Annotated in this window: 16 protein-coding genes; 13 read left to right on the forward strand and 3 right to left on the reverse strand. The window is 34.1% G+C overall.

Going from position 1 to position 15,168, the window contains the following annotated elements:
- Positions 1-148: 148 nt before the first annotated feature.
- The 3 genes from ISU00_RS09180 to ISU00_RS09190 all read left to right on the forward strand — a co-directional run bounded on the left by ISU00_RS09180 (position 149) and on the right by ISU00_RS09190 (position 3,118).
- Positions 149-325 carry a hypothetical protein gene (locus ISU00_RS09180; RefSeq protein WP_228850360.1) on the forward strand — a complete coding sequence of 59 codons (177 nt, stop codon included), beginning with the start codon at positions 149-151 and terminating at the stop codon, positions 323-325.
- Between the two features lie 127 nt (positions 326-452).
- On the forward strand, positions 453-2,450 hold the full coding sequence (locus ISU00_RS09185; protein ID WP_228850361.1) for an ATP-binding protein: 1,998 nt from the start codon (positions 453-455) through the stop codon (positions 2,448-2,450).
- Positions 2,450-3,118, forward strand: coding sequence for a response regulator (locus ISU00_RS09190; RefSeq protein WP_228850362.1), 669 nt, complete (start codon positions 2,450-2,452; stop codon positions 3,116-3,118). The genes ISU00_RS09185 and ISU00_RS09190 overlap by 1 nt, the downstream gene beginning before the upstream one ends.
- Positions 3,119-3,342: 224 nt before the next feature.
- Here the strand turns inward: ISU00_RS09190 and ISU00_RS09195 are convergent, their stop codons facing one another.
- Complete coding sequence (locus ISU00_RS09195) at positions 3,343-3,840, reverse strand: DUF456 domain-containing protein (protein ID WP_228850363.1); 498 nt, start codon at positions 3,838-3,840, stop codon at positions 3,343-3,345.
- Positions 3,841-3,948: 108 nt separating this feature from the next.
- Between ISU00_RS09195 and ISU00_RS09200 the strand changes: the two genes are divergently transcribed.
- From ISU00_RS09200 to ISU00_RS09215, 4 genes are all read left to right on the forward strand, one after another.
- Positions 3,949-4,305 (forward strand): BlaI/MecI/CopY family transcriptional regulator, encoded by a 357-nt coding sequence (locus ISU00_RS09200; protein ID WP_228850364.1) that lies wholly within the window; start codon positions 3,949-3,951, stop codon positions 4,303-4,305.
- Between the two features lie 107 nt (positions 4,306-4,412).
- The gene (locus ISU00_RS09205; RefSeq protein ID WP_228850365.1) at positions 4,413-5,852 is read left to right on the forward strand and encodes a M56 family metallopeptidase; all 1,440 of its coding nucleotides are present in this window, start codon (positions 4,413-4,415) and stop codon (positions 5,850-5,852) included.
- Complete coding sequence (locus tag ISU00_RS09210) at positions 5,845-6,999, forward strand: tetratricopeptide repeat protein (RefSeq protein WP_228850366.1); 1,155 nt, start codon at positions 5,845-5,847, stop codon at positions 6,997-6,999. Before ISU00_RS09205 ends, ISU00_RS09210 begins: the two co-directional genes overlap by 8 nt.
- A gap of 45 nt (positions 7,000-7,044) precedes the next feature.
- Positions 7,045-7,521, forward strand: a complete 477-nt coding sequence (locus tag ISU00_RS09215) for a hypothetical protein (protein ID WP_228850367.1) — start codon at positions 7,045-7,047, stop codon at positions 7,519-7,521.
- On the opposite strand, the gene ISU00_RS09220 is transcribed toward ISU00_RS09215, so the two are convergent.
- Entirely contained in the window at positions 7,522-8,421 is a 900-nt protein-coding gene (locus ISU00_RS09220; protein ID WP_228850368.1) for a hypothetical protein, read from the reverse strand. It lies immediately after the preceding gene.
- 51 nt (positions 8,422-8,472) lie between these two features.
- Positions 8,473-9,597 carry a glycosyltransferase gene (locus ISU00_RS09225; protein WP_228850369.1) on the reverse strand — a complete coding sequence of 375 codons (1,125 nt, stop codon included), beginning with the start codon at positions 9,595-9,597 and terminating at the stop codon, positions 8,473-8,475.
- A 141-nt stretch (positions 9,598-9,738) separates the two neighbouring features.
- On the opposite strand from ISU00_RS09225, the gene ISU00_RS09230 reads away from it, so the two are divergent.
- The 6 genes from ISU00_RS09230 to ISU00_RS09255 all read left to right on the forward strand — a co-directional run bounded on the left by ISU00_RS09230 (position 9,739) and on the right by ISU00_RS09255 (position 15,092).
- Positions 9,739-10,362: an outer membrane beta-barrel protein gene (locus ISU00_RS09230; protein ID WP_228850370.1), complete on the forward strand. Its 624-nt coding sequence runs from the start codon at positions 9,739-9,741 to the stop codon at positions 10,360-10,362.
- Complete coding sequence (gene ruvC, locus ISU00_RS09235) at positions 10,362-10,913, forward strand: crossover junction endodeoxyribonuclease RuvC (protein ID WP_228850371.1); 552 nt, start codon at positions 10,362-10,364, stop codon at positions 10,911-10,913. Before ISU00_RS09230 ends, ruvC begins: the two co-directional genes overlap by 1 nt.
- Positions 10,914-10,923: 10 nt before the next feature.
- Complete coding sequence (gene hemW, locus ISU00_RS09240) at positions 10,924-12,054, forward strand: radical SAM family heme chaperone HemW (RefSeq protein WP_228850372.1); 1,131 nt, start codon at positions 10,924-10,926, stop codon at positions 12,052-12,054.
- 58 nt (positions 12,055-12,112) lie between these two features.
- A complete protein-coding gene (locus tag ISU00_RS09245) occupies positions 12,113-12,733 on the forward strand; it encodes a DUF4230 domain-containing protein (RefSeq protein ID WP_228850373.1) in 621 nt (206 codons plus the stop codon).
- Positions 12,734-12,735: 2 nt separating this feature from the next.
- Positions 12,736-13,107: an MmcQ/YjbR family DNA-binding protein gene (locus tag ISU00_RS09250; protein WP_317174296.1), complete on the forward strand. Its 372-nt coding sequence runs from the start codon at positions 12,736-12,738 to the stop codon at positions 13,105-13,107.
- A gap of 230 nt (positions 13,108-13,337) precedes the next feature.
- Positions 13,338-15,092, forward strand: coding sequence for a DUF885 domain-containing protein (locus tag ISU00_RS09255; RefSeq protein ID WP_228850374.1), 1,755 nt, complete (start codon positions 13,338-13,340; stop codon positions 15,090-15,092).
- The last annotated feature ends 76 nt before the right edge of the window (positions 15,093-15,168 follow it).

Genomic DNA, 15,168 nt, shown 5'->3' on the forward strand with positions numbered 1-15,168 from the left:
AATTTTAAGCAATCCCTCGTTGCTTTTGTACGGTCTAGACGGCCTTAATGTCTATTAATTAATTATCCATTCCTCCCTCATTGGTAATCGGAAATCCGGTTGCATTATTTTGATAATTAAACTAATAACAACCCTAAATTAATAGACTATGAGAACCTTTAAAATTGCATTTGTACTAATATTGTTAGCAGTGGCCTTTTTAACCGTTTCTGGCACAGAAAGCAATGACCTTAAAGTAACCAACAAAAAAGAAATTAAGCAGGTGACTAAATACGATTTAATGGCACACACTAAATCTAAATTAGGATTACCACCTCAAGGATAATTTTATAAATATTAATTAAATTTTATCTGTGTTCAGATAATTACTACCAAATAAATTTTAATTAGTAATTTGGGCAAATAGCTATTTTGTTATTGTGTTCAAATTACTTTTTTGTTTAATTACGTTAATGTTGCAGTTGTCAAGTACAAATCCAAATGAGGATTTGAAAACTAGCATTTTAAATTTAAAAGCTCAATATGATAGTCCGAATACTTCAATAGAAGAAAAAATCGAATTTTCGAGATTGGCCAATCAACTCGCAGTGAGGTTGGAAAATGATTCACTTAAGCTCAGAACTGGAAGGGATTTGGGATATTTTTTAATGGTTAATGGTGAATATAAAGCATCACAAAAAGTTCAAAGAACAAATTTACAATTAGCCATTGAATTGAAAGATTCCATTTCATTGGGATATGTTTATAATAATATGGCCTTTAATTTTCAAAATTTAAATAAAATTGATAGTTCATATTATTGCTACTATAAAGGAATCCAGCTTTATGAAAAGAATAATTTATATTTTGAATTAGCAAATTCTTTAATTAATGTAGCAGATATTCAAAACTCCAATAAAGACTTTTTTGCCGCAGAGGAAAGTCTCATAAAATCGATTGAGTTATTGGAAGATTTACCAAAGTCCGAGGGGAAAATATGGAATTTATGGAGAGCCTATGATGCGCTAGGATCAAATTCAATTGATTTTGGCAATTATGAAAAATCATTAGAATTTTATGATAAAGCAATTGAAATAATTAGAAAAAATTCTTTTGAGGGAACAGACTACATATATACAATAAATAATAAAGCCAATTCTTTCAGGCAGTTAAAAAATTATGACAAAAGTATTTCTTTGTATCTAGAGGCATTATCCCATCCCAAATTAAGAGATTTGGATCCTAGTATTTATGGATTGATATTGGATAACTTAGCCCAAACTAAATTTCTTAACAAAGATTCAGATTTAGGGGAAATTGAAGAATTATTTTGGAAATCTTTGGCAATTCATGATAGTATTAATGATGTTTCTGGAAAGTTGGCTGTCAGTATCGATCTAGCTAATTATTATTATGAAACCAACACATTGGATTCTTCTAAATATTATGCTCAGAATAGTTATAAAATAGCCAAACAAATTTCGGAGAACGATCTTCTTTTAGAGTCTATGGTTCTGCTTTCAAAACTAACGGAAGGTGGGGAAAGCCGAAAATATTTAGACGAATACGTCACATTAAATGATAGTCTTTTGGCACGCGAAAGAGCCGTTAGAAATAAATTTGCCAGGATCGAGTTTGAAACGGATCAAATTGAAAAAGAGAAGGATCGTGTAACCCAACAACGTAGCTGGCTTTTGGCTATTTCATTGGGTCTTGCTTTAACCGCAATTCTAATATATATCATTATTACACAAAGGAATAAAAACCGGGAGCTTCAATACATTCAAGATCAACAAAAGGCAAATGAGGAAATTTATAACCTAATGTTGACCCAACAAGATAAAGTCGATGAGGCAAGAGCGACTGAAAAGAAACGTATTTCGCAAGAATTGCATGATGGAATTCTTGGACGGCTCTTTGGCACACGCCTAACTTTAGATTCATTAAATTTTAATCAATCCACTGAAGCAGTAAATTCCCGCTCCCAATATATCTCTGAATTAAAAACTATTGAAGAGGATATCCGTAAAATCTCCCATGAGTTAAATACAGATTTTGTGGCTGGCTCTGGTTTCATTGGTATCTTAGAAGAATTGATCAAGAAACAAACGGCTGCTTATCGACTCAATTTTGAATTTGATTATACCGAAGAAATTCATTGGGAATTGGTGCCAAATAAACTAAAAATAAACCTGTATCGCATTATCCAAGAATCCCTTCAAAACATCTACAAACATGCAGAAGCTAACAAGGTTGGAATTGGTATTTCATTAGAAAATGATGTAATTTGTCTAACAGTTGAGGATGATGGAAAAGGCTTCGATGTTTCTAAAGGGAAACGTGGCATTGGGATAAAAAATATCAATTCGCGCGTAGATGAAATAGGCGGTGAGGTGATGCTTCAAAGTGAAATTAATAAAGGCACCAAAGTAGAAGTAAAGGTGCCATATTCAAAAATAGAAAATACATAATGCAGCAAATTCAGATTTTAATGGTGGATGACCATCCTATTATACTTGAAGGATACCAAAATGTGTTGATGGCTACCAAAAAACCTGAACAATTACTTATCATTGAAACAGCGAATAATTGTGATGAGGCCATAACACTCATGAAACGGGCATCTCGCGATAGGCCTTATGATCTCTGCTTTTTTGATATAAGTTTACCGCCCTCTTCAGATGGGAAAGTTACCTCTGGTGAGGATTTGGCAATTCTATCTAGAGAATTATTGCCTCAAGCTAAAGTGATCATCCTTACTATGTTTAATGAGTCATTTCGTATTCATAATATTCTGAAAGAAATTAACCCGGATGGTTTTCTTATAAAAAGCGACCTTACATCCAGCGAATTGGCCGAAGCCTTTCAGCATATTCTAATAGATCCACCGTATTATAGCAGTACAGTAAGTAACTATCTCAAAAAAACAGTTAGCAGCGATATTTACCTTGATGATATAAACCGAAAAATTCTCCATTTGCTTTCCCAAGGGATTAAAACCCGAAGTTTAAAGGAATATATTGATCTTTCCATGAGTGCGATTGAGAAACGCAAAAAGCAATTAAAACTATTATTTGGTGTTTCAGATGGAAAAGATGAAACCTTATTGGAGGAAGCTAGGGATAAAGGGTTTCTTTAAATGTTAAAATTTCATTTGAAGAAAATCCGTGAGGCCTTGACCCGTCTGACATTTACGGTTTTTCCGCATTAAGTTTACGGTTTTTCCGCAATTTTAAAAAGTTCTGCTTTTCTATATTTGAATAGGTCAACAAAGAATTTTAATTAATCCCTCTAAGTTTTTGTTGAGTTAATAGCAAAAAAATGAAACCTGATTACCGCCCAAAGTAATCAGGTTTTTCCTTTTTAAAATAGTTGGTAACTATATTTTATTATTCTTACTATATAAAACACCGCATAGATCACACAAACTAAAAACTTTAATGAAGTGGATGCTAAAAATCCTAAGAAAGAGCCAAAAGCAGCCTTAAGGGCTAGGTCTGGTTTTGCTTTATTAATAAGTTCTGCGATGAGTGCCCCTAAGAATGGCCCTATTATTATGCCTCCAGGAACAGGTGCAATTAAACCAACAATTAAACCTATTGTGGCCCCTATCATTCCGGCTTTTGATCCTCCAAACTTTTTTGTACCTGCAGCAGGAATTATATAATCTAAAATGAAAATTGCCAGTGCAATTAAAAACGTAATTGTTAGAAATGGCCAATTCATGGGGATCGCTTCGGTAAGGTAAAGCACCAGAAGCCCGAGCCAACTTATTGGTGGACCTGGAAGGACTGGCAAAAAACTACCAAGAATCCCAACAATCATTAAAATGCCAGCTACTATAACAAGTATTATATCCATTTCCAATCTAAATTTAAGTCGAAAATAATCAATTAATCACTTTTTAAAACTAAAAAATTAGTTTAAACTAAAAAATTAGTTATATTTGAATAGTTTAATTCATACTATATGAAACAGTTAACAAAAGCAGAGGAGGAAATAATGCAAATTCTTTGGAATTTGAAAAAGGCCACCGTTAAGGAAATTTTAGATGAAATGCCTAATCCTCAACCAGCCTACAATACGGTATCAACCATTATTAGAATATTAGAAGACAAGGGTATCGTCGATTATGAAAAAGTAGGGAAGAGCCATTATTATTATCCTCTTTTGGAAAAGTCTACCTATAGCAACCAAAACATATCGAAGTTAGTAGAAAATTATTTTCAAGGGTCCTTTAAAAATCTTGTTTCATTCTTTGTAAAAGAAAATGATTTATCTATAAAAGAATTAGAATCTATAATTAAAGAAATTGACAAGAAATGATCAGTTATATTTTTCAAATACTACTTTTTCAAGCCACTTTTTTTATGGCTTACTGGCTATTCTTAAAAAGAAACAGTTTTCACCAATTTAACCGTTTTTACTTGGTCTTGACGTTTTTGTCATCCCTTGTTTTGCCCTTTTTGCGACTGGATATCGTTACCCTTGCAACCTCTGAAAATTACACTATAAAACTACCTGAAGTTTATCTTTCTGAGGTAGCGAACAATCTTGCGAACAATAATCCTGTCAATGTTGTTGAGACAACTTCTATGTCGTTTAGCCCACTACAAACTATTTGGTTTTTGGGAATGCTCATTCTACTAATTGCGTTAGTGTTTAGAGCATTTAGTTTGTATACAATCTATAAAAAATCTAAGCGTATTGATTTTGATGGTAATATCATCTATTTAATACCAGGCAATTTTTCGGCCTTTTCCTTTTTCAATCTTGTTTTTATTGGTGACCGACTTGAGAATGAAGATGTGATGCAGATTATTGAGCATGAAAAAGTGCATGTTAAAGAAAAGCATTCCTTTGATAGGGTATTATTTGAACTAGCCAAAATACCATTATGGTTTAACCCTTTAATTTACTTTTTTCAAAGGGAACTGACCTTGGTACATGAATTTGAAGCAGATGCGCAAGTATCCCCAAATTACAGTAACAGAGATTATTATCTCAATCTCCTATCTCAAGCTTTTGAGGTGCCCAAATCCTTGTTGATCAATTCATTTTCAAATAAATCTATTTTGAACAAACGTATTACCATGCTAAAAAAACATAAGTCATCTAAAAAAGTTTTATGGAATTACCTGGTTATTATTCCAATATTAAGCGCCATAGTTTTATATGTTTCTTGTGAATCATATGATATACAATCAGAAAACGACCTAGGCCAATTTTCATATACGTTAGAAAAGGGGGGTGTAATGTCTCCTGAGATTCAGAATATTCATAAAAAATACGAGGCTTTTTTATTGGGTAATCCAGATTATGTTAGTTGGGCGGTTGTGGATGAAAGCAATAAGAATGTTAGTTATTCTATACATAAAGCTACTGAGGTAGTTCCTGAAGGTTTCACTAAGCTTTTGGTTTCGGGAAATTCTCAAAGCTATGTGATGTACATGAATTTTCCTCACCTTGCACTTTCTGAAGTTCAGATGCAGAAAACTGATCAAAATGTGGAAGTCCCTTATGCCGTGATTGATGTTCCACCTGTATATGAAGGTTGTGAGGATATCTTGAATAAAGATGAACGGAAAAAATGTACAAGTAACCAAATTTATCAATTTGTTTCAACCAACTTTAATACTAAAATTGCAAATGATTTGAGTTTGGAGGAAAAACGACAACGTATAAATGTTGTTTTTAAAATTGGTGCTGACGGAGTTGTAAAAGATATTAGATCGAGAGCTTCGGTTCAAGAATTGGAAGAGGAAGCAATTAGGGTTATTGCATCTTTACCAAAGTTTACGCCAGGAGAGCAGAGGGGTACAAAGGTTGATGTTCCTTATTCATTGCCAATTGTTTTTGAAGTTTATGAATAAATGGTGTTTTTTAATTCTGATTTTATCACTTCAGGCTCGTGGGCAGTCTAACGATTTGAGGGTTGCTGACAGTTTGTTCTCAAATGGAAATTATGGCAAAGCCATTGAAGCCTATACCTTGTTAAATGATTCAGAAGTATATGAAAAATTAGCCTTGGCGTTTACGGCACTGGGTAATTATCAGAAAGGAATGGAGGCCTATGAAATGATGATAAAGAACCATCCCGAAAATCATAAGGCCAAGTATGATTATGGAAAGCTTTTATTGAAAACAAAACATTTTGAAAAAGCGTCTTCAGTATTTAATGACTTGATTAATGTCGATTACCGCAATCCCGAATATCATTATCAAGCCGGTCTCGTTTTAGAAGAATTGAGGGATTCAACTGCTATTAATCGTTTTCATGCGGCCTATGATCTTAACAATGATCATCAAAAGGCAATTTTTAAGGTTGCGAAACATTACTTGCAAAAAGGACAATTAAATAGATCAAAGTTTTATATAGACAAAGGTTTAGCCAGTTATCCAAATAATGTGGAGTTAATTAGCCTAAAAGCACAAAATTATTATTGGGAAAAGAATTATAAGGAAAGTATTAAATGGTTTGAACAACTTTTGACTTTAGGTGAATCTTCAGAATTCATTTATGAAAAACTATCAGAAAGTTATGCTGCTGCCTATGAGTTTGAGAAGGCTATTGAATATAGACAAAAACTACTTAAGCTAAACCCTAATGATTTACAGTCTTATGCCCTTATCTCTCTTTATTATAAAAATTTAAATAAGTGGACCGAGGCGGAAGAATACCAGCGTAAATATCTTTTGTTAATGGATGTCTCCTTAAGCGATGACTACAAAAATTTAGGTATAATCCTTAACCATCAAAAGAAATACAAAGAAGCGATTGACGTATTTAATAAATCGTTGGAAGAAGATCCTATGAATGAGAATGCTGCCTTTTTCAAGGCTATGAGCATGAGTGTGTATTATGCTGACAACAATTCAAAAATTGCTGCTTTTGAGAGCTTTAAAAAGAGATTTCCAGAAAGTAAAATGATACAGTCTGCAGATTTTTTTATCAAAAAAATAAGGGATGAGGAATTCATGAAAGGTGAATCTAAAAAGGATTCTGTTAGTATAGATTGAGATACTTTTAAAAAAATTGTATTTTTCCATATCTGTCCGCCAGAAATGAAAAATATAACAACTGTCCTTCTGATTTTTAGTTTTTGTAGCTGTAATTACTTTGAGAATAAGAAGGTAGATCCACAGGATATTGTTAATGAGGAAATGAAATCTATCAATTGGAGTGAGGTGGATGAATATCCAAGTTTCGAATTTTGCGACACACTCGAGAGTAAAATAGCCAAAAGAGATTGTTTCCAGAATTATCTCAGTAAACAAGTGGGTAAATTTCTGAGCAATCAGAATTTAATTGTTTCTGGCGAAATATCAGATAAAGCCCATATGGTAATCACCATTAATTCTAAGGGAAATTTAAGCGTTGATTCAGTTTATATTGGGATCAATTTACACCAACAACTTCCTGAATTAGACAGCTTATTGTCTGTTAGTTTAGATTCATTACCGCCAATTTATCCCGCCATTAAACGGGGTCAACAGGTTAAAACCCAGTTTAATTTACCCATACATATTGTTGTGGATTAGTTAAAATTTAAACTTGTAACCCACTAATATATTTTTGGGAAAATTACCTGCATTATCAACCAAAATTGCCACAACTTCATTGTATTGAACCGAAATATATCCATTTTTCGCTACCTTAAAATCTGCACCTATCCCTAAACTGAATGGGGTTTCAAATGTGGCATTATCAATTTTTTCTTCTACTAGTTCGTTATCTACATTATAGTAAGATCTTTCAGCATTAATAAAACCCAAAGTGGCAAAGGTCAGGTTGGCAAATAAATTGAAATTTGGATTTTTAATGATTTTGAATCTATACCCAATCGCCAACTCAGTATTCTGATAATTTAATTCGTCAGATTTCAATATTTGTCTTGCCTGAAAATACAGTGCATGCCGAGGAAAATTTCCTTCGTCAATCAATTCAAGTTCAACACCAAGTTGGGGTAATATTTCGTCCTCAGGATTTTCAAAAAGAGGAATATTCGTAATTCCACCTAAGAATGATCCATTTATCACGATCTTTGCTCTCTGCGATTGTTTTAAATAATTAGGATCCGCCTTTGTGTTCTGGGAGTCAATAAACTCACTAAGATGAAACAAAGTGAAGCGTAATTTTTTTAATTCCTTTTCCGTTGGATTAGTATATTTAGATAGTGTCTGCTTATAGGCCCCATCATATTTATGTCCTTTTATACGATTGTTTTCCAACTCAACTATCTCACCGTCGGATGTGCGAATGAAATACCGGTAGTGATGTTGATCCAGAGTCCATAGTAAATCTAGGTCACCGTTAATAGCGGAAGTTAAATTCAAACCCTTGTAGGGCACAGATTGAGAATCTTGACCATAGCAAATAAAGGAGAATAAAATTATGAGAATAGAAATTAAGGAGCGATCAAAAATTAGGGCTTTCAGCATGATTTTCAGTATTACTGAGATACTCTAAAGCTACCAAAAATTTTAATAATGTTAAGCTGAAAATTTTCTTCCCTTCCATTTGTAAGGTCCAAAATAACTTGAAAACAAAACAACAAAAAGATAAAAGGGATAAACCAACGAGATCCACCAAAATGAAAATAGCAATTTTTCCTGCTTAAAAAATCTAGCGGATTTAAAAAGAAGTAGAAAATCTACTCCAAATTTCACAACTGCAATTTGTAAAAGAAGTTTTATATAAGTTGGTTCTAAGAGTGCAAAAACAAGAAATGTAAGTAATGTGAAATTCATTAAAATGATTATTATTCCTAAAGCAAGTGACAATAAATTAGATTTTACCCCCATTTTTTTAAGCCAGCGTTTCTTTTGGGAAAACAACTCCTCCAAACTCTGTTCAGCCTTTGTAAAGACTGTCGCCTTATTGGTTTTTAAATAACCGATTAAATTTTTATTTCTTTCGCTTACCTTTTGAAGAAGAAATATATCATCACCACTGGCAACATCATTATTGCCTTCAAAACCCTTTAGTAGGTGAAATAAAGATTTGTTGTAAATGAGGTTCGCCCCATTGCTGAGCAATGGATTTTTAAGACCATAGCTACCCATTGTAATGGCTTGAAGTATAAGTGTTTCAAGCGCTTGAAATCGCTCAAGTATAGATTTTGTTGGTGAGATTGATACAGGAGCAATAATAAATTCTTTTTTGGATGAAAGAATATAAGTGTTTATGGCGTCTAGCCAATATATCTGAACAATACAATCTGCATCTGTGGTAATAATCCATTCGTTTTTGGCTTCTTGAATGCCCTTGTCAATGGCATCTTTTTTTGGCGAACTCGAGAGTCGTTCATTCTCCAATACCATTAGATTGATTTTTGATTTTTCTTTAAAACCTTTGATTATTTCTATTGAATTGTCATCAGAGTCATCATTCACTAAAATAACTTCGAACAATGAGTTTGGATATGCAATACGGTCTAGTGAGGCTAATAGAAGAGGTAGATTTTCAGACTCATTTCTAAAAGGTATAACAATGGTGAACTTTAATCTTTTAGAATCTTCCTGAAGCTTAATTTCTTCAACCTTTTCAAAACCTATTATCATAGTTCCTATGATAATGGTATATACTATTAAAACCAGAAAAATAAATAAAGACATAAGGAGTTTATAATACAATAAACCTCCTTCACTTAAAAGGTTGTACGGAGGTTTATGGCGACCGTAAAGTTATTTGTTTAGATTTGTAAATACTAAGAAATTCAATGTCTCTTTGTAAATAGAATTACTTAAATGAAATCAATGTCCCGAATCTTAATTGTTTTAGCAGTCTTATTTTCTACTGTTTTAGAACTTCAAGCCCAAAGAGTAAATAACCGTTGGAAGGCCCAAATTGGTGTTGGAGTCAACCGGCCATTTTGGAGTGGTTTTGAAGATGGTTTGTATGCCAATGACATTAATGGGCCTACTGTAAATCTTGGTCTCCAATATATGTTTTCTGAAACGCTTGGAGCAAAATTAGATTACGGTTTTAATCGTATGAAGAATGCCGATGAGGTGCCAAACTTCAAAATAAATTATTCAAGAATAAATGCACAAGTGGTTTACGATCCTTCAAACGCAATTGGGTTTTTGCCTAATCGAATGCGGATAGTTCTTCATGCTGGGCCTGGATATAGTATAGTAAAGCCCTTGGGTGGGTTGCAAACCGATCAATCTTATTTAAATGCTATGGGAGGCACCGAATTTCATTATGGACTTTCTGATTCCCTTTCCCTTTTTCTGGATGTTGCCTATGTTTATGGGTTTACATCGCTTGATGATTACAATCCTACTATAGAAGGTCTAGGGGCATTTAATGGCGATTTATTATATGCAACTATTGGTGTTTCAATTTCTTTAAGTGGGTGTTATACCTGTAATTAATGGAACAAGAAAAAATTATATTAGGTATAGATCCTGGAACAACCATAATGGGTTTCGGACTAATAAAAGTTGTTCGGAAATCCATGGTTTTTATGCAATTGAATGAATTGGATTTAAAGAAATATTCTGATCATTACCTAAAGTTGAAATTGATTTTTGAACGGACTATAGAATTGATTGAAACTTATCACCCTGATGAAATAGCCATTGAAGCACCTTTCTTTGGAAAAAACGTTCAAAGTATGTTGAAATTAGGTCGTGCCCAAGGTGTGGCAATGGCCGCGGGTCTTTCCAGAGAAATTCCAATTACAGAATATTCTCCAAAGAAGATTAAAATGGCGATTACGGGTAATGGAAATGCAAGTAAGGAACAGGTCGCCAAAATGCTTCAACAAACTTTGAAACTTAAATCCTTGCCCAATAACCTAGATGCTACGGATGGTTTAGCAGCGGCGGTTTGTCATTTCTATAATGATGGAAGGGTAGAGGGAAGTAAGAGTTATTCTGGTTGGGGCGCGTTCGTAAAACAAAATTTAGATCGTATAGACTAATTAGTGGTTCTTGGCAGGCATCTACATCCATATTCCATTCTGTAAACAGGCATGTTTTTACTGTGATTTCCATTTTTCGACTTCCTTGAAGCATTCAGGAGACATGGTTGAAGCTTTAATGAAGGAAATCCAACTTCGAAAACTCGAGGTTAATGAACCAATTGAAACCATTTATTTTGGTGGAGGTACGCCAAGTTTGTTTGGTAAAGAAGCATTTGATTCTCTATTTCAATCGCTTTATAATGAATTTGAAATCAGCGAATCTGCTGAAATAACACTCGAGGCAAACCCAGATGACCTTTCAGAGGAGAAAATAAGGGAGTTATCAAATTCACCCATAAATCGACTCAGTATTGGGGTGCAGAGTTTTTTCCCTGAACACTTAAAGTTAATGAACCGCGCTCATACTACAGATCAGGCACATTCAAGTTTAAAATTGGCAACCAAGTATTTTGAGAATATAACAGTCGATTTAATTTACGGAATACCGAAAATGACAATTGATGAATGGGATTATAATCTTAATCAAGTTTTAAGATATAACATTCCACATATATCTTGTTATGCCTTAACTGTGGAACCGAATACGGCGTTGGCGTCATTTATCAAAAAAGGGACATATCCACCTGTCGATGAAACGGTTGCTTTAACTCATTTCGATTATTTAAGAAAAAAGTCAAGGAGTAACGGATTTGTGCATTATGAAATTTCAAATTTGGGATTGCCAGGCTATTTTTCAAAACACAACACCAGTTACTGGAAAGGGGATATCTATTTAGGAATAGGGCCATCTGCGCATTCATTTGACGGTATTCAGCGTTCATGGAACATAAGTAATAATGTCAAATACCTTAAGGCGATCAAAGAAGGTCAACTGCCTTCTGAAACTGAGCAGTTGTCTATTACAGATCGTTACAATGAATATATTATGACTGGATTGCGCACAATATGGGGTGTGTCCTTAACTGAAGTTGAAAATAGGTTTGGTGAAATGTATACTCAGTTTTTGATGAGTGAGGCCCAGCCTAAAATTGAAGCATCTATTCTTAAGTTCGAGACAGGTAAATTGAGTGTTTTGGAGAATTCACGTTTTCTGTCCGACGGCATAGCCTCCGATCTTTTTTATATAGATGACCAATAAGGTTGCTGTCGCATGTTTGAATGCTTATCTTTACTTTAATCAGATAAATTCTAGTTAGTTGGAAACATTTTTTGGAATAGTAATAGGTACTTTGGCAAGTTTAGGCATTGTCACCTATTGGCGATCATTTCGTAAAAAACTTCAAACTAAGACCCAGTCTGTAATTCTTCTTGAGAAAATTAGAACCGTTTGTAAATTGATAACTGTTGAGGGAGATTTTGCTGAGATTTACCATTATGAAAATGTGAAAGAACGTTTTCTTAAACTTATTGAAAGCCGAAAAAAGGCTTTAGTTGTAATCAATGCCAAGGCACATGTGGGCTATGATTTGTCTAAAATTGTAATGGAATCTGATACTAACCGTAGGATGGTAATATTGAAGAACTTTCCTCAACCTGAGGTTCTCAGTATTGAAACAAACTTAACGTACTACGATAAAAAAGAAGGGTACTTCAATAAGTTTAAGGCTTCAGATCTTACAGGGCTCAATGCCGATGCAAGACAACATATTTTAGATAAGGTTCCTGACAGTGGTTTGTTGGACGCCGCAAGGCAGGAAGCTTTAGAAGCTATTCTTTTAATTGAATCCATAGTGGAAACCATTGGTTGGAAATTAGATTATTCTTCGCTTAAACTACCTGAAAAATCACAAAAGGTCATTGTGGACAAAGAGAATTAGAAATGATTAATGCGGACTTTTTAAGGGATTATTGTTTAAGAAAAAAGGGAGTTACCGAAGGCTTCCCTTTTGACGGGGATACCCTGGTATTGAAAGTTATGGGGAAAATGTTTGCATTAATTTCCCTTGAAAAGTTTGAAGAGGGTAAAGGTTCGATAAATTTAAAATGCGATCCTGAGTATGCCTTGGAACTTCGTGAAACTTACAATTGCATTACCCCAGGTTACCACATGAGCAAAGTGCATTGGAATACAGTGGAAGTCCAATCGGGTGAAATTTCTATCCAATTGATCACTGAATTAATAGATCACTCCTATCAAAAAGTGGTAGAAACCCTCACAAATAAATTGAAAGCGGAACTCGAAGGGTTATAGAATTACTCGTCCTTATTTTTATTGTTAAAGATTCCAAATCCCAGAGGAAGTAATAAAAACAAGAAAAAGAATTTCCCGGTAACTAGCCCAACAATTGTAATTGCTATACTTGCTAGGCTAATTATGATTAAAGTTTTCTTGCTCATTTAGGATAATGTCTATTTTTACAGGAATTGAATTTTTCTTCGATTAATCAGCAATTTGTTCAAATACCATTCGAATATAACAACATGAAACAATTTTACCGACCAATCAAAAATGTATTTTTAGTTCTAGCTGTAGTTGTCATTTCATTCTCCTGTGAAACGAATAAAAAGTCAAAATCAAACGAATCTGATCTTATCCATTTTATTGAAACCTTTCAGGATCATAAAGGTTATGACCGCGATAAGTATCCTCTAGGTTTATTTGCTGAGGAATATTACAAAAATGAAGCAGAATTTGCACAAAAATTGTTGGATTCACTATCTGGTATTTCTGCTGAAGGACTGTCTGAAACCAATCAAATTTCCTTGGAACTATTGAGGTTTCGGTTACAAGAAACCATCAACCAATTTCAATTTGAAGCTTACCTGAACCCCTTATTATCAGATTCTGGATTTCACAGCAACCTAAATTACCAAGTTGGTTCTTTTAGCAATTACAAAGACGTCAAAGATTATTTGGAGAAGTTGAAGGCGATTCCTGTTTTTGTGGATCAACATTTTGAGCTTCTTCGTAAAGGAATGGGAAAAGGTATTGTACAACCTCGTGTGATTTTCAAGGGGTATGAATCTACATACGAGATGCATATAACGGAAGAATATGAATCTAACTTTTTCTATTCTCCATTTAAATCCTTGCCAAACGATTTAACTGAACAACAAAAAGATTCAGTTTTAATTGTGGCCCAAAAACTTGTTGATTCTGTTGTTGTTCCACAATTTAAACGTATCAAAGAATTCTTTGAAACAGAATACCTTCCAAATGCGCCAGAGATTATTGGTGTATCAAATCAACCGAATGGTTTGGACTATTACCAAAATAGAATTAACTATTACACCACAAGTACACAGTATACGGCTGATGATATACACAAAATAGGGTTGGAGGAAGTTTCCCGTATCAAATCTGAAATGGAGCAAATAATATCTGATTTAGGGTTCGAAGGATCCTTTGATGATTTTTTCCATTTTCTCAGAACAGATCCCCAATTTTATGCTACTTCACCTAGAGAATTGTTAATGATTGCAAGGGATATGGCTAAACGAGTTGATGCCCAATTGCCGCGTTATTTTTTAACTCTTCCGCGTAAGCCTTATGGAGTTGCACCAGTGCCAGATGCCATTGCTCCAAAATATACTGGAGGAAGATATGTAGGTACAAGTAAGGATAGTAAGGAACCAGGATATTATTGGGTTAATACATACGACTTGCCGAGTAGAACGTTATATACCTTGCCTTCCTTAACGGTTCATGAAGCTGTACCTGGTCATCATTTGCAGGGTGCATTAAATAACGAGTTGGGGGATAGCATTCCTAAGTTTAGGAGGAATATGTATTTATCTGCCTATGGAGAAGGTTGGGGTTTGTATTGTGAATATTTGGCAGAGGAAATGGGTATGTATACAACCCCATATGAAAAATTTGGACAATTGACTTATGAAATGTGGAGAGCTTGCAGGCTGGTGGTCGATACGGGTATACATGCAAAGGGATGGACACGTGACCAAGTGGTTGAATTTATGTCTAAAAACACCGCATTATCCTTGCATGAAATAAATACAGAAACGGATAGATATATCTCTTGGCCTGGGCAGGCAATTTCTTATAAGATTGGAGAATTAAAGATTCGGGAGTTGCGCAAAAAAGCTGAGGAATACTTAGGTTCCGATTTTGATATACGCAAGTTTCATGAAGTAATATTAGAACAAGGAACCGTCACCCTCCCTATACTTGAAAAAAGGGTTCTTGCCTATATTCAAAAGGCAAATAACAAAGAGTAAATTTCAGATAAACTGATTAAAGTCAACACTTATATTTAAAGAGCAGATTTTTAAGAGGATAGCTTTTTACATTCGT

Origin of the sequence: Aegicerativicinus sediminis, assembly GCF_015476115.1 — a bacterium.
Lineage (GTDB): Bacteria > Bacteroidota > Bacteroidia > Flavobacteriales > Flavobacteriaceae > Aegicerativicinus > Aegicerativicinus sediminis.